Below are 17,092 nucleotides of genomic sequence, written 5' to 3'. Positions count from 1 at the left end.
ACCGAGGAGCAGCCGGCCGAATTGATCGGCGCCAATCCACTCGGCAAGATCCCCGTGCTGGTCCTCGACGACGGCCGCTCGATCTACGACAGCCGCGCTATCACCCAGCACCTCAACCGCGCCTCGAAGAACGCGCTGTTCCCGCGCAATCCCGACAAGCGGCTCGAGGCCGAGGTGCTGGAGGCGCTGGCCGACGGTATCTGCGATTGCGCGCTGTCGATGGTCTACGAGCGGCGCACGCGGCCTGACGAGATGGTCTATCAGCCCTGGCTCGATCGCCAGTGGGCGAAGATCACCACCGCGCTCGACCTGCTCAACGCCAACCCGCCAAAGCTGCCGAAGAAGATCACCGTCGGCCAGATGGCGCTGCGCGCCACCCTCGGCTATCTGGCGCTGCGCTTCGCCGGCAAATGGGAAAAAGGCCGCGGCCGGCTGACCCGCTGGGCGGCACGCTTCGACGAGAAGTTCCCGGAGCTGAAACCGGCCGTGCCGGCGTAGGCGCCTTCCCTTTCTCCCCCAAGGGGAGACTAGCTTGAACCCCATCCACTTCCATGCTTGCCTGATACTCCCCAAGTCGGAGTGGTGAGCATGGCGAAGTCAGTCACCAAAACCAGCGTCGCGCCAGACCCCATGGTCGAGCGCCTGCGCGCGGCTCTCGGCCAGCGCGCCTTCACTGAACAGAAGATGTTCGGCGGCACCTGCTTCATGCTCAACGGCAACATGCTGATCGGTACCTCGAAGCGAGGACTGCTGGTGCGTGTCGGCAAAGCGGCGCATGAGACCGCCGCCGCGCGTCCGCATGCCCGCCCAATGGAAATGGGCGGCCGGGCGATGGAGGGCTACGTCCACGTCGCGCCTGAGGGCACGGCGACGGAGGCCGATCTCGACAGCTGGCTCGATCTCGCGCTGGCCTTCGTCGAGACGCTGCCGCCGAAATCGAAGCCAGCCAAGGTCGCAAAGAAGCGCATGTTGATGGAGCAGCCTATCTTGCACTGCATCGACTGGTGTCGTGAACCGGCTCGGCAACGCGGCCGGCGGGAGGATTGCGATGGCGTTTCTGACGGGACGTTGTATGTGCGAGGCGGTCACCTGGACCTATTCCGGGGACATCACACGCAATCTGGTCTGCCACTGCGCCGATTGCCGGCGCGCCACGTCCGCCCCGTTGACGGCCTTCCTGGGCATGCGGCCGGAGCAGCTGAGCTGGATCGGCGAGATCAGCCACTATGAAAGCAGCCCGAACACCTTTCGCGGCTTCTGCCCGTCCTGCGGCACGAGACTCTATTTCCGCTCGGACAGATGGCCTCATGAGATCCATGTGCACGCCGCCACCATGACCAATCCGGACGACTACCAGCCCGATGCGCAGGTCTTGATGCGCTCGCGGATGACGTGGCTCGAGCGGCTGCCGTCGATACCCGCCCATGATGGCTTCCAGGAAAAGCCAGCGGATCAATCCGGCGCATGACGATTTGCGACCCGCGAGGTGATCGCTTCCATTTCGCGCAGCCACAAAAAAAGCCGGGCGCGAGGCCCGGCTTTTTCGTGTCGTGGCTTGGACGACTTAGAACTTCATACCGACGCCGAAGGTGACGCGGTTGTCCTTCGACTCGACGTTGCCGACATTGTCGAAGTCCTTGTCGCCGTAGTCGGTGTAGCGGTACTCGACACGGCCAAACACGTTATCGGTGATCTTGATGTCGGTGCCGACACCGGCCGTCCAGCCGAGCATCGCCTTGCTGTCGCTGGAGACGCCGTCGTCGATCTTCTGGTTCTTGGCCGCAAGACCGCCGGTGCCGTAGAGCAGGATTTCCGGCGTCACGGAATAACCGAGGCGAGCGCGCAGCGAGCCATCCAGGCCGCCCTTGGCTTCGACGCCGGCGCTGGAACCCTTGACGCCATTGTAGCCGAGATCGGCTTCAGCACCGTACACGAAGTTCTCCTGCTGCCACTGGTAGCCGCCGAAGACGCCGCCGACAAAGCCCTTGGTCTTGATGTCGGGACCGCCGGAAACGTCGGCATGACCGCTGAAGCCATAGCCGGCGCTCAGGCCGAGATACGGGCCGGCCCAGGAAGCGACGGGAAGCTCGGCAACCGGAGCGGGCGCCGGCGGCTCTTCCGAGATGACGTCGGCCGCGAAGGCAGTACCGCTAAGGGCGAAGAGCCCGAGCGCGACCGCGAGCGGCGCGAATTTGAGATTGGCTTGCATTGTTGTTTACTCCTTAAGCCACAGGACACATAGGCTTGTTGTTCATGAGCGCCCCAAGACCCGTCCGGGGGGATAAACGGACCCGGCGCTCAACGGTTCCAAATGTCGTGTCGAAATGCGGCTGAAGCGAACCTGAACTTGGGTCATTCCCCGGCGCGAATGAGGCTGAACCGTGACGTTGCATCTTCGCAACAGCGAAATGTCAGCAGGGCTTCCATGCTGCGCTGCACGCGGCTTGGTGCAAGGAGTCCAGCGTCCTATATTGCGATCCAGCCGGCGCGAATCCGGATCACGCAAAGGTTGCGACGAGGCCGTTCCGCCACATTCCCGCCCCAGGTGGAAATGGCGTTTAACCCCTTGCCCCGTCATAATGTGCCGGCTTCCGGAATCGAGGCGGCGATTTGAGGATTGACAGATGAGCAAAGCCGCTGGGACAGCGCTGGTGACGGGTGGGGCAAAACGGATCGGTAAAGCGATCGTCGAGGATTTGGCCGCGCATGGCTTTGCCGTCGCCATCCACGCCAACCGCTCGGGTGCCGAGGCAGAGGCGCTGGCTGAACGCATAAGGGGCGAGGGCGGCCGCGCCGCCGTGATCGCGGGCGACCTCACCGACATGGACGCCGTCGGCGATCTCGTCGGCCGCTCGGAGGCGGCGCTTGGGCCGGTCAGGTTGCTCGTCAACAATGCCTCGCTTTTCGTCGACGATCGTGTCGAGGATTTCGACTGGCAGGCCTGGGACCGCCACTTCGCCATCCATGTGAAGACGCCGGCGCTTCTGGCGCAGAATTTCGCCCGCGCCCTGCCGCAAGGCGAGGAGGGGCTGATCGTCAACATAATCGACCAGCGCGTGTGGCGGCCGACACCGCGCTATTTTTCCTATGCGCTGTCTAAGTCGACGCTGTGGACACAAACCCAGATGCTGGCGCAGGCGCTCGGCCCGCGCATCCGCGTCAATGCCATCGGCCCGGGCCCGACGCTCAAGAGCGCGCGCCAGGACGATGATGATTTCGCCGCGCAGCTCGACGGGCTGATCCTTAAGCGCGGCCCGGATTTGTCCGAATTCGGCGCTACCATCCGCTATCTCTGGGACGCGCGCTCGGTCACCGGCCAGATGATCGCGCTCGACGGCGGCCAGCACCTTGCATGGCAGACGCCCGATGTGACAGGCATGGTGGAATGAGTCCCACAGATCAGAAGCACAAACGAAACGGCGACGCCGACGACCTGCCGCCCGACCTCGACCTCGAGGACGAGTCGGTCGAGGAGATCGTCGAGCCGGAGACAGCCGGACCGGACGTTGCCTTCACCACGATCGACTGGACGCCGCATGCCGGCGACGCCGACGGCATGGTCGGCGCCGAGGTGATCCAGACGCTCGTCAAGCGGCTGCCCAACGCGCCCGGCGTCTATCGCATGATGAACGCCGCCGGCGACGTGCTCTATGTCGGCAAGGCACGCAGCCTGAAGAAGCGCGTCACCAACTACGCGCAGGGGCGCTTTCACACCGCCCGCATCGGCCGCATGGTGCGCGAGACGGCGACGATGGAATTTGTCGTCACCCGCACCGAGATCGAGGCGCTGCTGCTCGAGGCGAACCTCATCAAGCGGCTCAGGCCCCGCTTCAACGTGCTGATGCGGGACGACAAATCGTTTCCCTATATCCTCTTGACCGGCGACCATGTCTCGCCCGGCATCTACAAGCATCGCGGCGCGCGTTCACGAAAAGGGGACTATTTCGGCCCCTTCGCTTCCGCCGGCGCGGTCGGCCGCACCATCAATTCGCTGCAGCGTGCCTTCCTTTTGAGGAGCTGCACCAATTCCTTTTACGAGAACCGTACCCGGCCCTGCCTGCTCTACCAGATCAAGCGCTGCGCCGGTCCTTGCACCGGCGAGATATCGCACCAGGACTATGCCGGGCTGGTCGCCGAGGCGAAGGACTTTCTCTCCGGCCGCAGTCTGAAGGTGAAGACGGAAATCTCCGCCGCCATGCAGCAGGCCTCGGAGGAGCTCGATTTCGAGCGCGCCGCCATCTACCGCGACCGGTTGGCCGCGCTCTCGCATGTGCAGGCGCACCAGGGCATCAACCCGCAGACGGTGGAGGAAGCCGACGTCTTCGCCGTCCACCAGGAGGGCGGCCAGACCTGCATCCAGGTCTTCTTCTTCCGCACCGGCCAGAACTGGGGCAACCGCGCCTATTTCCCCAAGGCCGACCCGGCGCTGGAGGCGGCGGAGGTGCTGGGCTCGTTCCTGGCGCAGTTCTATGACGACAAGCCGACGCCGCGCGCCATCTTGCTGTCGCACGCCGTCGTGGAGCAGGAACTTCTGGCCGAGGCGCTGTCGACCCGCGCCGGCCGCAAGGTGTCGATCTCCGTGCCACAGCGCGGCGAGAAGAAGGACCTGACCGACAACGCGCTGCAGAACGCGCGCGAGGCGCTCGGCCGCAGGCTGGCCGAGACATCGACGCAGGCGCGCCTGCTGTCGGGCTTTGCGCAAACTTTCGGCCTGGCCAAGCCACCGGTGCGCATCGAGGTCTACGACAACTCGCACATCATGGGCACCAATGCCGTCGGCGCCATGGTCGTCGCCGGGGCGGAAGGCTTCGTGAAGAACCAGTACCGAAAGTTCAACATCCGCTCGACCGAGATCACGCCCGGCGACGATTTCGGCATGATGCGCGAAGTCATGGAGCGGCGGTTCTCGCGCCTGCTCAAGGAGCATGGCGACACGCCGCAGGAGGCGGAAGGCGCACCGGCCGAGGATGACGGCGAGGACGGCATCGAGGCCAATGGCGGCTTTCCGGCCTGGCCGGACGTCATCCTCATCGACGGCGGCCAGGGCCAGATGACGGCGGTGCGCAAGATCCTCGCCGATCTCGGCATCGAGGACCGCGTCGCCGCGATCGGCATCGCCAAGGGCCAGGACCGCGACGCCGGCCGCGAGCGCTTCTTCGTCAGGGGCAGGGACTCTTTCTCGCTGCCGGTGCGCGACCCCGTGCTCTATTTCGTCCAGCGACTGCGCGACGAGGTTCACCGCTTCGCCATCGGCTCGCACCGCGCCCGCCGCAAGAAAGAGATGGTCAAGAGTCCGCTCGACGAGATCGCCGGCATCGGCCCCGGCCGCAAACGCGCGCTGCTTTTGCATTTCGGCACCGCCAAGGCCGTCAGCCGCGCCGCGGTCGAGGACCTGGTCAAGGTCGACGGCATTTCGGAACAGATGGCCAAGCTGGTCTACAACCATTTTCATGACAGCTGACCATTCTTGCGCCTATTTTCGCCTGACCAATCGAATCTGACCAGTTGACCCCCCACATTCCCTTCTGATTTGAGTACGCAGCGGAGAGAGTACCCAAAACGACATGGCCCAGCGCGCGTTTAACCTGCCGAACATCCTCACCTACGCCCGTATCATCGCGGTGCCGCTGGTGGTGCTGTGCTTCTTTCTCGAGGGACATCTGAAGTCGAGCGACTTCGCCCGCTGGTCGGCGCTGGTCATCTTCCTGCTCGCCTCCATCACCGATTATTTCGACGGCTATCTGGCGCGCGCCTGGCAGCAGACCTCCAACATCGGCAAGATGCTTGATCCGATCGCCGACAAATTGCTGGTCGCCACCTGCCTGCTGCTTCTTGCCGCCGACACCGACCGCCATGCCGGCATCGCCGGCTGGTCGCTGTGGGCGGCGATCATCATCCTGTGCCGCGAGATCCTGGTCTCTGGCCTGCGCGAATATCTGGCGGCGCTTAAGGTGTCCGTGCCCGTCACCCAACTCGCCAAGTGGAAGACCACCATCCAGATGGTCGCCATCGCCTTCCTGCTGGCGGGCCCCGCCGGCGACAAGATCTTCCCGCTGACCACGCAGACCGGACTGGTGCTGCTGTGGATCGCAGCTCTCGTGACGCTCTACACCGGCTACGATTATTTCCGCGCCGGCCTCAAGCACATCATGGACGAGTGAGATGGCGACCAGGCTCATCTATTTCGCCTGGGTGCGCGAGCGGATCGGCAAGCCGGAAGAGGATGTCGACCTGCCAGCCGGCATCGAGACGGTGGCAGACCTATTGCGTTGGCTGAAGTCGCGCGGCGAGGAATACGAGAACGCGCTGCAATTTCCTGACGTCATCCGCGTCGCCATCAATCAGGAACATGTCGGCCACCGCGAGAAGATCGCGGGCGCGCGCGAGATCGCGCTGTTCCCGCCGATGACAGGGGGCTGAGGTGCCGGACGCTGTGGTGCCTGCAATACGCATCCAGCGCGAGGATTTCGACGTCGCCGCCGAAATCGCCGGGCTGACCAAGGGACGTGCCGATATCGGCGCCGTGGTGACCTTCTCCGGTCTTTGCCGCGACGAGCAGGGCAGGCTCGCCGCCCTCGAGCTTGAACACTATCCGGGCATGGCCGAGGCCGAGATCGGTCGCATCGCCACCGAGGCGGTCCAGCGCTGGCCGTTGCAGGGGCTGACCGTCATCCACCGCCACGGCAAGGTCCGGCCCGGCGAGAACATCGTGCTGGTGGTGGCGGCTTCGGCGCACCGGCAGGCGGCATTCGAGGCGGCGAATTTCCTCATGGATTACCTCAAGTCGCGCGCGCCCTTCTGGAAGAAGGAGCACCATGCCGATGCTTCCGAGGGTGGCTGGGTCGAGGCCAAGGAGGCCGACGACGAGGCAGCCGAGCGCTGGATGACGAAGCCGACCGATTAGAATCCACCCCGTGGCCATGTATTGACCGCAATCCTGCAGGACCCTGCGTTGGCTGGCGCAACCTAGGGGAGCTGGGTCATGCTGGACAGGATCGCTGAATTCTTCTTCTTCGGCCTGGTGCCGTTGGTCGTTGGCGTACTTGTGGTGCCGGAATTCTCCGATGCCGCCGAGACGACGCTGAAGGGCGAGGTGATGTATCGCGAGCGTATCGCGCTGCCGCCCAATGCCGTGCTCTCGGTGCAGCTTGCCGACATGTCGCTGGCCGACGCGCCGGCCGCCATCATCGGCGAGCGCAAGGTGGCGCCGGCGGGCCAGGTGCCGATCAAGTTCGAGATCAGCTTCGACCAGCAGGTCGTCCGCCCGAACATGAGCTACGCGCTGCAGGCGCGCATCACCGTCGACGACAAGCTGCTGTTCATCACCGATACGCGCCATCAGGTCGACCCGCTGAGCGATAAGCCTGAGACCATCGTGCTGAAGATGGTGGCGCAGGACCCAACGGCGGATGCGCTGCTCGGGCAGAGTTGGCTGGTCGAATATATCGACGGCATCGGCGTCATCACCGACCCGCAGGCGACGTTCCGGGTGGACGAGGGCGGCAAGGCCGGCGGCAAGGGCCCCTGCAACGCCTATTTCGCCACCGCCAAGGTGGACGGCGAAAAGATCGCCATCAGCGACATCGGCTCGACCTACATGGCCTGCGCGCCTGAGGTCATGGCTCAGGAGAAGGCGCTGTTCGAGGCCCTGGCCAAGGCCGCCTCCTACCATATCGACGCCGGCAAGCTCATCATCGCCGACAGGGACGACCGCGTCATCCTGCGTTTCAATGCCGCGAGCTAGATTTCTGGAAAGCTGGGGAGCGGCTTTCCGTCCCTAGGCCAGCACAAGCGCGTTACCGCGCGGTGGTTCCGATCATAGAGCAGTCGAACATCCGGCCGCCTGCCGGGCTGTAGGACGCGAGTCTGGGCCGCGCGGGCATGCCCGCGATCTCAAGGAGCAGCTTTCGGCGGATCGCGACTTCGAACTGCCCGAGATCGTCGATTCCGATCAAGAATGAGTCCGGTCCGCCAATGACACAGCGCTCGTAGTAAAGATTGAGATAGTGCTCGCCAAAGGATTGGAAGCCGTTTGAACCACCGCGCGGCAGCGAGACGGGCAGTCCATTGATGGTGATGCCGGAGCCTGTCAGCCTGTCGCGTATCGGCGCGACGGGCAGGCCGGCATTGTTGGGACCGTCTCCCGATACATCGATAATCCGGCGCGCCGCTGCGGTGCGGCTCTTTGCAAACAGGTCGCCCGCTGACAGAAGGGCGCCCGAAATGGAAGTGCCTGCCTGCGCTGTGACAGGCTCGACCGCCAGGGCGTCGGCGAACCGCTTGGCGTCGTCGTAGCTGCCGACGATCGTCCAGGGCAGAACGACGCGCTGATAGTTCGGCCCGGCCCATTCGAGATATGAAACAGCGATCATGCCGCGTGCGCCCGATCCTATGGCTCCAGCGAGGTCCGGATGCCGGAATGCGCTGACATAACCATCACGCTGGACCCGTTGTTCGGACAAGCTCATCGAGGACGAGACATCCACCGCGAGGACCAGTTCGAGGTCGACGAGGGGCCTTGCTGGTTCAGCCGCCAGCGACACCGAGCAAAATGCGCCGATGAGGAACGCCATTGCCGCGATGCGCGATCGTGCCGGCCGCGCCCTAGAGTTGGAATGAACATCTTTGCCCAACGATAATGCCATCCAGCACTGCCCCGGGTTCCATAGGCGCGATCTCGGCAATCCGATGGGGAAGTATGCGATGGCAAGCGCATGCGCGCTTCACCCGAATGGGTGAGGCGCAGTTCAGTGGTGCTAGGGGGCGCGCAAGCGTGATAGCAGCGCCGTGAGTTCGGCCTGGCGATGCGTTCCCGTTTTGGCGAGGATCGCGCGGAGTTGGGTTCGCGCGGTTTCACGGCCAATCGCCAATCGGGCGCTCGCGGCGTCGATCCCGTCGCCGGCGGTCAGGCTGCAAGCCAGCCGCGCTTCGGCTGCCGTGAGTTGGAAAGCCCGGCCGAGCAAGCGTGCTGATGGCGCACGTTCCCTCACAAGGTCGGTGAAGCAAAGCAGAAAGTCGCCGCCGTTGAACAGGTCGCGCACGAATGCAGTCATCGGCACCAGCTCGGCAAGGAGCCAGAACGAAGCGTCGCGGGTGATGACTTCCGGCTTGCCCAGAAACGACCCGTCCACTGGGCTTGAGACGGCGGCGCTGATCATCCGCTGCAGGCGGGAATCGCTCTCCCGGTCGGCTGCGTGGATGTGGCCATGGCGAACTACGAGGCCGGAGCCGAGCAGTGCATCCGCATGCTCGTTGCAACGCGTCAGGCGCCCATGGCAGTCGAGCAGCGCCGCGCCAAAATTGAACTGATCGAGGACGGCCAGGGTCGGGTCGAGCGAAATCTCCCAGATCTTCTCGGCCAGGCTGATGACCCGGCTGAGGTCCGGCGCCACGCGCAGGAAATGATCGGCCGCGGACGGATCGAATGGCCCGCTGCGGGCGTCGCGGTACATCGACAGAACCCATCTGCGCTTCTTCACCGGGAAGCAAACGGCCGCCCACCACTCACGATGTCCTGGACCGGCTATTTCCTGATAGTAGGGCAGAAACCTCCGCTCCTCAGGCGTGGTGATTTCGTCCTCGACTGTGAAGCAAATTGCGGGCTTCGAAAGCCGCTCTGCCCTCTCCGGATGTGGGTCGGGAGCGCCTTCGATGTTTTCGAGCCAGAGCGCCGCGAATTCAGCGTGCTCTGTCGAGTCCGGGGTCGGCCTGGTCCGGTTGCGCTGATCGCTCCGAAAAGGGTGCGTGTCATCACGGACGCGGATGACGCAACTCGTCGTCCCCAGGGAATCGGCAAGGTTTTGCAGCGCTTGCGGCCACCGCCCGAATTCGAACGCGGCGTCGTAGCAATTCTCGATCGCGGACGCGATTCCCCGATCGGCAGCCATAAGAGTCTACCTGACGATGGATGGGCTACCACACGCCTCCAAGATACCACCGATCGGCGAAGGCCGGAATGGCTGGCCATATCGTCCTTCTGGGGGCGGCTGCGAGACCATCGCCGGAATAATCCGACCGCGCTGAGCGTTTCCTTCCGTATGGCGGGCAGGCAAAAGGGATACGTCCCTCACTGAAGTCGCCCGGATCGAAAGCGGCTCGATCTGGCCACTCAAAGGAGTCCAGATATGAAAAAGCACGCGCTTATCCTTGCAGCCACATCGCTGATTGCCTTCGCTGGCATGGCCAGGGCGGACGACCATCTGGTCACGGCCCTCCAGCATGGCCTCAGTCCCGACAGCCAGGCCTTGCAGCCCAACAAGGCCGGTCACAGCGGCGACCTCGCGCCCGGGCAGGGCAGTCCGTTTGTCGGCGCCGATACCCAGACGCCGGCAACCGACACGGAAGCGGCGAACGAGCATGCGAATGTGAAGGAGCGCCAACCGAAATGACGGGAATCCGCCGCGAGGGGCGGCGGGCATCCGCTGCGTAGGTCCGGCAACGGCTGCGCTCAGCCCTTTGCCTTCTCGAAAAGCGCGCCATAGTGGTAAGTCAGCCGCCGCCGGGCGGCCTCCAACTGGCTGGCATCGATGTCGATGCCAACGACGTGCCGGGCCATGCCGCCATCGGCAAGGTGAACCAACCGTCGCCGCAGCAAAGGTCGATCGCCTCCGTGCCGGATCTCAGCACACCGGCGGGGTCTGGCCATAACGCCTCCCACCAGGTGCTCGACGGCATTTCGGTGCCTTGGAAGAAGCCGGGAATGGCGCTGGTCGGCCTGGCCTGCTGGAATGTCTCGATCGCCGCTTCAATCCAAGCCGGAAATTCCCGGCAGGCACTACTGACCGGAGAGGCTTCGGCTGATTTCGTCTTCGTCGAAGATCCCGGCGGCAAACAGCGCCATCGCTTGCGCGGCAAGGTCCGCGGCTTCGGGGCTGCCGGTGCCGATGCCCCGCTCCTGGCAGATGCGGTCATAGATACGCTTCAGCAGGACAAGGTCGTCAGGGTAGGCGACGCCGCTGGTGGAAACCTTGGGATTGATCATCGCCCGCTTCAGGTTGGAGGGGCGGAAGCGCGATAGTCACTCACAGCCGGCGATGCCCTTGGGAAGTTATCACCGATGGCATCAACCTAGCGCGACCGGCGGGTCTGTCCACCCCTCAGGAATCGAAAAGGCGGCGCCGGTCCGACCGGCTGCCGCCTTCAATCACTCGTCGTGCTGAAGGCTCAGCCGACGATCTCGGTGTCGGAGAACCAGTACCTGATCTCTTGCGCCGCGGTCTCCGGTGCGTCGGAACCGTGCACGGAGTTCTCGCCAATCGACAGCGCATGCACCTTGCGGATGGTACCGTCGGCGGCGTTGGCCGGGTTGGTGGCGCCCATCACGTCGCGGTTCTTGACGATCGCGTTCTCGCCTTCCAGCACCTGCACGATGGTCGGGCCCGAGGACATGAACTCCACCAGTTCGCCGAAGAACGGGCGTTCCTTGTGCACCGCGTAGAAGCCTTCCGCCTCGCGGCGGCTCATCCACACCCGGCGGGAGGCGACGACGCGCAGGCCGGCGTCTTCCAGCATCTTGGTGATGGCGCCGGTCAGGTTGCGCCGGGTCGCGTCCGGCTTGATCATGGAAAAGGTGCGTTCGATCGCCATTGGGTCGTCCTTGTGATGAGAATGGATTGCGGGGTGGCGGGCTCTATACAAGCCGCTTCGCCCCTTGCCAAGGGGAGCGCCAAGGGAAGCACTTGCCGGCGGCGTTCTAGCCAAGGGCGGCGCTTTGCGCGACAATGGAGGCTCGGGACAGGAACGAAGGAAGCCGGGCGCGGCGCGAGATGAACTGGCCCTATCTGAGACGCGGGGATGTAGCCGGCATCCTGCTTGTCGCCGTCCTCCTCGGTGCCGTGGCCTTCGTCCTGCTGCTCCATCCCGGAATGGGATCGCGCGAGAATTTCGGCTTCGGCCCGGAATGGCAGTGCGCCCGCATGGAGCAGGGCGATCCGATCTGCGTCAGGCTCGTCGACAAGGATGCGGCGAAGTGACCGGATTCCAGGAAAAGTGTGTAGCGGTTTTTCGTTCGGGCTTGCGTAGGACAAATATCTGGAGTGGTTCAGCGTTCTTCAAAACGCCGAGGCGCGCTATCGCCTGAGGATCACTGCCGGGCGCCGTTGTTCCCAGCCCTCACGCTCCAGCGTCGGCACGCAATCCTCCTCGCTGGGGTAGCCCAGGCAGAAATAGCCGATCAGCGTCCATTCCGGCGGCGTGTCGAGGATGCGGGCGATCTCGGCCGGATCGAGGATCGACACCCAGCCCATGCCTATGCCTTCGGCGCGAGCCGCCAGCCACAGCGTGTGCACCGCCATGACCGCCGAATAGTCGATGGTGGCGGGCATCGTCAGGCGGCCGAGCCCATGGCCTTGCGCCGTCGTGCGGTCGGCGAAGACCGCGAACTGGCAGGGCGCCTCGGTCAGCCCAGCGAGCTTCAGTCGCGCATAGAGCGCCGCCCGCTCGCCGGAAAAACATTGCAGCGCTTCGGCATTGCAATGCTCGAAACAGGCTCGCACGGCCCCGCGGCGCTCTGGGGCGTCGACCACGACGAAGCGCCAGGGCTGGCTGAGGCCGACGGATGGCGCGATGCTGGCCAGCGCCAGCAACCGTTCCAGCGTCCCGTCGTCAAGCGGCGCCGTCTTGAAACGCCTGACGTCCCGGCGCCACTGCATCAAGGTGATGAGCCGGAGTCGAAATTCGTCGGAGAAATCCGGGGCTGATGCCATGCCGCAGCGCTGCCTTCGTGTGATTGCCCGGGTCTGCCCGGCTGCCTCTTTCTTTGCCCCGATCAAGGCGGCGGTGAGGCACGCGAAGCGACGCAGGCACGTCCACTTTGTCGCATTTGGGGAGGGAGGAGGTGGTAGGGGCAGTGGGGCAGTAGGTATCCCTCCCTATCTTCCCTACTGCCCTATTCCCTTACTCGCCCAGAATCGTCATTGGCGCGAATCCTCCAAGGGTTTAGGTAGGCCTGAACTGGAACGCGAGCGGGGACGGAGAGATGAAACAGCATTTCATGATGTTTGCAGCCTACAACCAGTGGGCCAACGGCCGCATCTACGATGCCGCCGCCGATCTCGATGACGCGGAGTTCGAGCGCGATGTCGGTGCCTTCTTCGGCTCGATGATGGGGACGCTCAACCATCTCCTGGTCGCTGACCGCGTCTGGATGAAGCGCTTCAGCGGCGAGGGCGACGCGCCGGCGAGTATCGACAGGATTGTCCACCGCGCCCTGTCCGTTCTCAGGCTGGCGCGCGAGGCGGAAGACAAGCGGATCATCAGTTGGATCGACGGCATGAGCGAAAAGGCGCTCGCCGGCCGCTTCTCCTACATGACCCTTTCGGACATGCGCACCATCTCGCAGCGGCTGGCGCCGGCGCTCAGCCATTTCTTCAACCATCAGACCCATCATCGCGGCCATGCGCACATGATCCTGACCGTGCTTGGCCGACCATCTGTGCCGCTCGACCTGGTGCTGTTCCAGCGCAGCGAGGAAGGCCGCGCCTACGCCTGACGTTCCGGCAGGAACCCGGTGCTTAAGTTCCTGAAATCTAAAATATAGAGAAATTTCGTCTAAATCTTTCGAGCAGAAGTGCAGCGATTGAAAACTACGATTCGTGATATGAGCACGAGCTAAAGAAACCAAAACACCACTCTCCACGTATCTTGTCGAAGAAAGAACGTGCGTTTAAGTTGCACAATGCTGCAATGCAGAAGTAGTAACCACACAGGAGAGTGTTATGGCTAGTATCGTAAAGAGATTCGCCAGCACATTGGCGAGTGGTGCAATCATCGTTGTTCTTGCCATGCCGGCGAACGCGCAAAGCGTCGGGCTTGGTGGACTTGGCGGCGTATCCGTTGGCGGCAACAGCGCCGACGCCAATGCGGGCGGCCCAGATGGGGCTGACGCAAATGCATCTTTCGGCGGCAGCAACACCAGCGCCAGCGTTTCGATCGGCGGCTCGGGTGGCGCCAATGGGGCCGCCACCATCGGCGGGAGCGATTCCACGGCTACGGCATCCATCGGCGGCACCAACGGTGCCGGAGCCACTGCGACCTTGGGCAACGGCACCAACAGCGCGGCCGGCGTGACGCTCGGCGGCACGAGCGTTGGCGCCAATGTCGGTGTTGGCGGCACCGTTCCTGGAGCTCCCGGCGCGACTCCGCCCGGAACCCCGAACCTGGCCTCCGTTGTCGCCGAAATGTCGAGCGGCCAACTGGCACGGATGAAGAAGCGCTGCGTCGACGTGCTCAGCAGCGAAGGCACCTATGATCGCGACCTGCGGCAGCTCTGCCTGATGATCGCGCGGCGCTGACATTTCCGGCGAGGGGGGTGTCGAACCAGCCGTGAGGCCGTGCGCCGGCACTCTCCTGGCCTCCGGCCAGTCGGAAGGCCCGCTATCCAGGGGCTAACGAGGTGGCGGGCCTTTTGCGCATTACAGCTGGCGGTCGCCCTTCGACAGGCGGTTAACCACATTTGAATTGCAACTAATATGTTAGGAATTCGTTTGCGCTCCGGCTGCAAGATAGGCCAGTTGTAGTGGAGCAAGGGAATGCGCATCGATTTGTCCCCGACGAGCTGGGGCAGGGTCATCGCGGTCACCATTGCCGGCACGGCGGTCTGCATCGCCGCGGCCTTTTTCGTCGATTCCTACAATTTTCCCTTGCTGTCGCCCGATGCGCTGTGGCGGGCGCAGATGACGGACCTTTTGCTGCCGCTCGTGCTGGCGGGATCGTTCTTCTTCTTCCTGATGTTCAAGATGCGCCAGTTGGCCGTCGCGCAGAAGGCGCTGAGCATCGTCGCGGCCACCGACAGTCTGACGGCGGTGTTCAACCGCGGCGCCTTCTCGATGCTCGTCGAGGCCTATCTCGATCAGGCCCGCAGCCAGGCGGTCGTCGATGCCGGTGCCTTCCTGATCGTCGATGCCGATCATTTCAAGACCATCAACGACCGTCTCGGACATGATTGCGGCGACCAGGCGCTGAAGCTGATCGCCAAGACGATCAAGGGCCAGCTGCGCGGCGCCGACATTGTCGGCCGGATCGGCGGCGAGGAGTTCGCGGTCTTTCTGCCCGGCGCCGACGCGTCGCAGTCTTGGCTGGTCGCCGAAGGGATCAGGCGGCGCATCCGCGAGGTGGAATTCTCGCCCGACGGCCGGCCTTGTCCGCTTTCGGTTAGCATCGGCGGCGTCGCCTTCAGCGGCAACACCACCTATGCCGACATGTACCGGACGGCCGACAGCCACCTCTACAAGGCAAAGTCGAACGGCCGCGACCAGGTCAGCTTCGCGACGGCCGCGCTGCTTGGCACGCTGACCGACGACGCCGCGACGGTCCATTGAGAAGTAGCGAATAGTGCGTAGCGAATAGCGAATGGCTGTGCGCCGGCTGGCGCATTCATTGCCGTACCCTACTCGCTGTTCCCTATTCGCTACTCACTCACTTCATGCCGCATAGCCGCCAAAGCTGCGCGCCACCGGCTTGACCGAGACGGCGGGCTGGGCGGCGGGCCAGAGGATGCCTGCCGTAACCGCGAAGGTGATCAGCGCATCGCGTGCCGCCTCAGCGGAGATTCCTCCGGCCCGCGCGGCCTCGCAGGCCTTCACCGCGGCACCATAGCTCAGCCGCCGCCGCGACGGCGGGAATTCTGTCAGGAATTCATGCATGTCGAACAGTGACGCGATCATGCGCTTGTGGCCGGCGCCTACGGTGAGGGCGACCGGGTTGAAGAACGTCCTGTCGTGCATTCTGGCCTCTTGGGTTTGGGGCGGAGATGGCCGGCGCCGCTCTCCGGTCGGGGGTCGAACGCCAAGGAACGCGGAAGGCGGCGGGAGGTTCCATGATTTTCAGGGCAGAAGGGCAGAAGGGCAGAAAGGCAGAAAGGTTAGAGGATTCCCCTTTCCTTACTGCCCTGGTCCTCGCCGGCCTTTGCCGTGCTGGTCGAAGCGCTGCGCTACGACGATAGATGGACTCCGGCCAATGTCATGGCGCCGCGGTCGTTATGAACTGGTCCGGTGCGGATGGCCCCGGATGGTGCGTCGACAGCGCCAGGAAGAGGATGGCGACGCCGGCAACAAGTGCGGCAACGACATTGACGAACAGCCGTCCGGCCAATTGGCCAAGCCGCTGCCGCCGGCTCATGCTGCTAGGAACTAAGCGCATTTGAGCCCTCCCTCGCCGGGCGGGCGCTCACCGGCCTCTAGCCGTGGTTCGCGCCCATCCCCTGATGTCACCAGCCCCGGTGCCAGCCGCAGCTCCACACCCGCTTGATCACGAGGCGGTGGTGGTGCCAGCGCTTGTGCACCCGGACCTTGCAGCGGTCGCGGTCGTGATGGCGCCAATGGGGCCGATAGTCACGATCATAGTCACGCATGGCATAATGGCGATGATGGCGGCGCCAGGAATAGTCGTCGCTGTAGCGTGTGCCGTCGTCGGTGGTGATCGTCAGGCTTGCCGCCTGCGCCGGAATTGCAGTCGGCGCCAGCGTTGCCAGGCCAAGCATGGCCGCGAGGATCAGCTTGTTCATCATTGCCTCCTTTGCATTAGGTCCCGCTAACGGAAACCCGTCCGGCGGTGGATGGTTCCATCGCGATGGAGCGGGCCCCTGACACGTTTCGTGAGCGGCCCGGCGCGATGCGGACCCAATCAGTCCGTCGCATCCGGGGCATGGAGGACCAGACAATCCATGGAAACGGCATAGGCCTCGGTCACGCGCGTCACGCGCACAGATGCCAGCTGGTTCCCGTCAGCGACGGCGCAGGGCGTCGCCGCATCAACGGGCGGCATCTGCCGATCATGCCGCTTCCCCGCAGTCTGCCTGGCAGCGCGGCGGTGCAGGGTGCAGGAAAGCAAGAACACGCCACCGCCGCTACAGGCATGCCGCAGGCAAGATCTCGCCTATTTCCACATGCCGCGCATGCGCTGGCCGAGGTCGACGCGGACCTGCGGCTGGCGGCGCGGATCGTCCTTCGCCTGCACGCTCGCCCAGGACGTCTGCTCGAAGGCATTCAGCATCGAGGCTGGGATGAAGCGGCTGCGCGCGGCATAGACATGGCGGTCGCCGCGCGCCGCCTGGCCGTGCACGAAGAAGCGCTGCGGCATGACGAGATGCAACGTG

General features: G+C 64.3%; 24 protein-coding genes and 2 pseudogenes. 15 read left to right on the top strand and 11 right to left on the bottom strand.

What is annotated here, in order from left to right; genetic code table 11:
• The 4 genes and pseudogenes from EOA33_RS07015 to EOA33_RS40305 all read left to right on the top strand — a co-directional run.
• Window positions 1-498, top strand: a 498-nt coding sequence (locus EOA33_RS07015; RefSeq protein ID WP_145989082.1) for a glutathione S-transferase family protein, incomplete at its 5' end; no start/stop codon positions are given.
• Window positions 499-588: 90 nt separating this feature from the next.
• A complete protein-coding gene (locus EOA33_RS40315; protein WP_245482262.1) occupies window positions 589-1,230 on the top strand; it encodes a TfoX/Sxy family protein in 642 nt (213 codons plus the stop codon).
• Window positions 1,184-1,318: pseudogene (locus EOA33_RS40310) on the top strand (GFA family protein); the annotation flags it as partial. The gene EOA33_RS40315 and the pseudogene EOA33_RS40310, both read left to right, overlap by 47 nt.
• Window positions 1,319-1,468 carry a hypothetical protein gene (locus tag EOA33_RS40305; protein WP_245482263.1) on the top strand — a complete coding sequence of 50 codons (150 nt, stop codon included), beginning with the start codon at window positions 1,319-1,321 and terminating at the stop codon, window positions 1,466-1,468.
• A gap of 96 nt (window positions 1,469-1,564) precedes the next feature.
• Here EOA33_RS40305 and EOA33_RS07000 read toward each other — a convergent pair whose 3' ends face one another.
• Window positions 1,565-2,209 (bottom strand): outer membrane protein, encoded by a 645-nt coding sequence (locus tag EOA33_RS07000; protein WP_126055603.1) that lies wholly within the window; start codon window positions 2,207-2,209, stop codon window positions 1,565-1,567.
• Between the two features lie 415 nt (window positions 2,210-2,624).
• On the opposite strand from EOA33_RS07000, the gene EOA33_RS06995 reads away from it, so the two are divergent.
• The 6 genes from EOA33_RS06995 to EOA33_RS06970 all read left to right on the top strand — a co-directional run bounded on the left by EOA33_RS06995 (window position 2,625) and on the right by EOA33_RS06970 (window position 7,744).
• Window positions 2,625-3,389: an SDR family oxidoreductase gene (locus tag EOA33_RS06995; RefSeq protein ID WP_127405308.1), complete on the top strand. Its 765-nt coding sequence runs from the start codon at window positions 2,625-2,627 to the stop codon at window positions 3,387-3,389.
• A complete protein-coding gene (gene uvrC, locus EOA33_RS06990; RefSeq protein ID WP_127405307.1) occupies window positions 3,386-5,461 on the top strand; it encodes an excinuclease ABC subunit UvrC in 2,076 nt (691 codons plus the stop codon). The genes EOA33_RS06995 and uvrC overlap by 4 nt, the downstream gene beginning before the upstream one ends.
• Before the next feature lie 103 nt (window positions 5,462-5,564).
• Window positions 5,565-6,161, top strand: a complete 597-nt coding sequence (gene pgsA / locus EOA33_RS06985) for a CDP-diacylglycerol--glycerol-3-phosphate 3-phosphatidyltransferase (RefSeq protein ID WP_126055601.1) — start codon at window positions 5,565-5,567, stop codon at window positions 6,159-6,161.
• A 1-nt stretch (window position 6,162) separates the two neighbouring features.
• Window positions 6,163-6,420, top strand: a complete 258-nt coding sequence (moaD, locus tag EOA33_RS06980) for a molybdopterin converting factor subunit 1 (protein ID WP_127405306.1) — start codon at window positions 6,163-6,165, stop codon at window positions 6,418-6,420.
• Window position 6,421: 1 nt separating this feature from the next.
• Entirely contained in the window at window positions 6,422-6,904 is a 483-nt protein-coding gene (locus EOA33_RS06975; RefSeq protein WP_127405305.1) for a molybdenum cofactor biosynthesis protein MoaE, read from the top strand.
• Between the two features lie 78 nt (window positions 6,905-6,982).
• Entirely contained in the window at window positions 6,983-7,744 is a 762-nt protein-coding gene (locus tag EOA33_RS06970; protein ID WP_127405304.1) for a YbaY family lipoprotein, read from the top strand.
• Window positions 7,745-7,796: 52 nt separating this feature from the next.
• On the opposite strand, the gene EOA33_RS06965 is transcribed toward EOA33_RS06970, so the two are convergent.
• Both EOA33_RS06965 and EOA33_RS06960 read right to left on the bottom strand, forming a co-directional pair.
• On the bottom strand, window positions 7,797-8,573 hold the full coding sequence (locus tag EOA33_RS06965; protein WP_189347876.1) for a DUF1194 domain-containing protein: 777 nt from the start codon (window positions 8,571-8,573) through the stop codon (window positions 7,797-7,799).
• A gap of 183 nt (window positions 8,574-8,756) precedes the next feature.
• Window positions 8,757-9,452: a helix-turn-helix transcriptional regulator gene (locus EOA33_RS06960; RefSeq protein ID WP_127405302.1), complete on the bottom strand. Its 696-nt coding sequence runs from the start codon at window positions 9,450-9,452 to the stop codon at window positions 8,757-8,759.
• A 672-nt stretch (window positions 9,453-10,124) separates the two neighbouring features.
• Here EOA33_RS06960 and EOA33_RS06955 point away from each other — a divergent pair.
• Window positions 10,125-10,388 carry a hypothetical protein gene (locus tag EOA33_RS06955; RefSeq protein WP_126055596.1) on the top strand — a complete coding sequence of 88 codons (264 nt, stop codon included), beginning with the start codon at window positions 10,125-10,127 and terminating at the stop codon, window positions 10,386-10,388.
• A gap of 59 nt (window positions 10,389-10,447) precedes the next feature.
• Here EOA33_RS06955 and EOA33_RS41325 read toward each other — a convergent pair whose 3' ends face one another.
• From EOA33_RS41325 to ndk, 3 genes are all read right to left on the bottom strand, one after another.
• Window positions 10,448-10,555: a class I SAM-dependent methyltransferase gene (locus EOA33_RS41325; RefSeq protein WP_281033057.1), complete on the bottom strand. Its 108-nt coding sequence runs from the start codon at window positions 10,553-10,555 to the stop codon at window positions 10,448-10,450.
• Window positions 10,556-10,774: 219 nt separating this feature from the next.
• On the bottom strand, window positions 10,775-10,981 hold the full coding sequence (locus EOA33_RS06945; RefSeq protein WP_127405301.1) for a hypothetical protein: 207 nt from the start codon (window positions 10,979-10,981) through the stop codon (window positions 10,775-10,777).
• Between the two features lie 182 nt (window positions 10,982-11,163).
• On the bottom strand, window positions 11,164-11,586 hold the full coding sequence (gene ndk, locus EOA33_RS06940) for a nucleoside-diphosphate kinase (RefSeq protein ID WP_126055595.1): 423 nt from the start codon (window positions 11,584-11,586) through the stop codon (window positions 11,164-11,166).
• A gap of 179 nt (window positions 11,587-11,765) precedes the next feature.
• Between ndk and EOA33_RS06935 the strand changes: the two genes are divergently transcribed.
• Window positions 11,766-11,972 (top strand): hypothetical protein, encoded by a 207-nt coding sequence (locus EOA33_RS06935; RefSeq protein ID WP_126055594.1) that lies wholly within the window; start codon window positions 11,766-11,768, stop codon window positions 11,970-11,972.
• A 96-nt stretch (window positions 11,973-12,068) separates the two neighbouring features.
• On the opposite strand, the gene bluB is transcribed toward EOA33_RS06935, so the two are convergent.
• Window positions 12,069-12,704 (bottom strand): 5,6-dimethylbenzimidazole synthase, encoded by a 636-nt coding sequence (gene bluB / locus EOA33_RS06930; protein ID WP_127405300.1) that lies wholly within the window; start codon window positions 12,702-12,704, stop codon window positions 12,069-12,071.
• 272 nt (window positions 12,705-12,976) lie between these two features.
• Between bluB and EOA33_RS06925 the strand changes: the two genes are divergently transcribed.
• The 3 genes from EOA33_RS06925 (at window position 12,977) to EOA33_RS06915 (ending at window position 15,317) form a co-directional block, all read left to right on the top strand.
• Window positions 12,977-13,489 carry a DinB family protein gene (locus tag EOA33_RS06925; protein WP_126055592.1) on the top strand — a complete coding sequence of 171 codons (513 nt, stop codon included), beginning with the start codon at window positions 12,977-12,979 and terminating at the stop codon, window positions 13,487-13,489.
• Window positions 13,490-13,715: 226 nt separating this feature from the next.
• Window positions 13,716-14,291: a hypothetical protein gene (locus EOA33_RS06920; protein ID WP_127405299.1), complete on the top strand. Its 576-nt coding sequence runs from the start codon at window positions 13,716-13,718 to the stop codon at window positions 14,289-14,291.
• A gap of 237 nt (window positions 14,292-14,528) precedes the next feature.
• Entirely contained in the window at window positions 14,529-15,317 is a 789-nt protein-coding gene (locus EOA33_RS06915) for a GGDEF domain-containing protein (RefSeq protein ID WP_126055590.1), read from the top strand.
• A 102-nt stretch (window positions 15,318-15,419) separates the two neighbouring features.
• Here EOA33_RS06915 and EOA33_RS06910 read toward each other — a convergent pair whose 3' ends face one another.
• The 4 genes and pseudogenes from EOA33_RS06910 to EOA33_RS06895 form a co-directional block, all read right to left on the bottom strand.
• Window positions 15,420-15,722, bottom strand: a complete 303-nt coding sequence (locus EOA33_RS06910; protein WP_127405298.1) for a DUF982 domain-containing protein — start codon at window positions 15,720-15,722, stop codon at window positions 15,420-15,422.
• A gap of 235 nt (window positions 15,723-15,957) precedes the next feature.
• Window positions 15,958-16,137: a hypothetical protein gene (locus tag EOA33_RS06905; protein ID WP_126055588.1), complete on the bottom strand. Its 180-nt coding sequence runs from the start codon at window positions 16,135-16,137 to the stop codon at window positions 15,958-15,960.
• 67 nt (window positions 16,138-16,204) lie between these two features.
• Window positions 16,205-16,501: a hypothetical protein gene (locus EOA33_RS06900; RefSeq protein WP_126055587.1), complete on the bottom strand. Its 297-nt coding sequence runs from the start codon at window positions 16,499-16,501 to the stop codon at window positions 16,205-16,207.
• A gap of 371 nt (window positions 16,502-16,872) precedes the next feature.
• Window positions 16,873-17,092: pseudogene (locus EOA33_RS06895) on the bottom strand (ATP-dependent helicase); the annotation flags it as partial.

Source organism: Mesorhizobium sp. M4A.F.Ca.ET.050.02.1.1 (genome assembly GCF_003997725.1).
GTDB lineage: Bacteria > Pseudomonadota > Alphaproteobacteria > Rhizobiales > Rhizobiaceae > Mesorhizobium.
The sequence above is the reverse complement of the archived record's forward strand: the minus strand, read 5'-3'. Positions and strand labels throughout refer to the sequence as shown.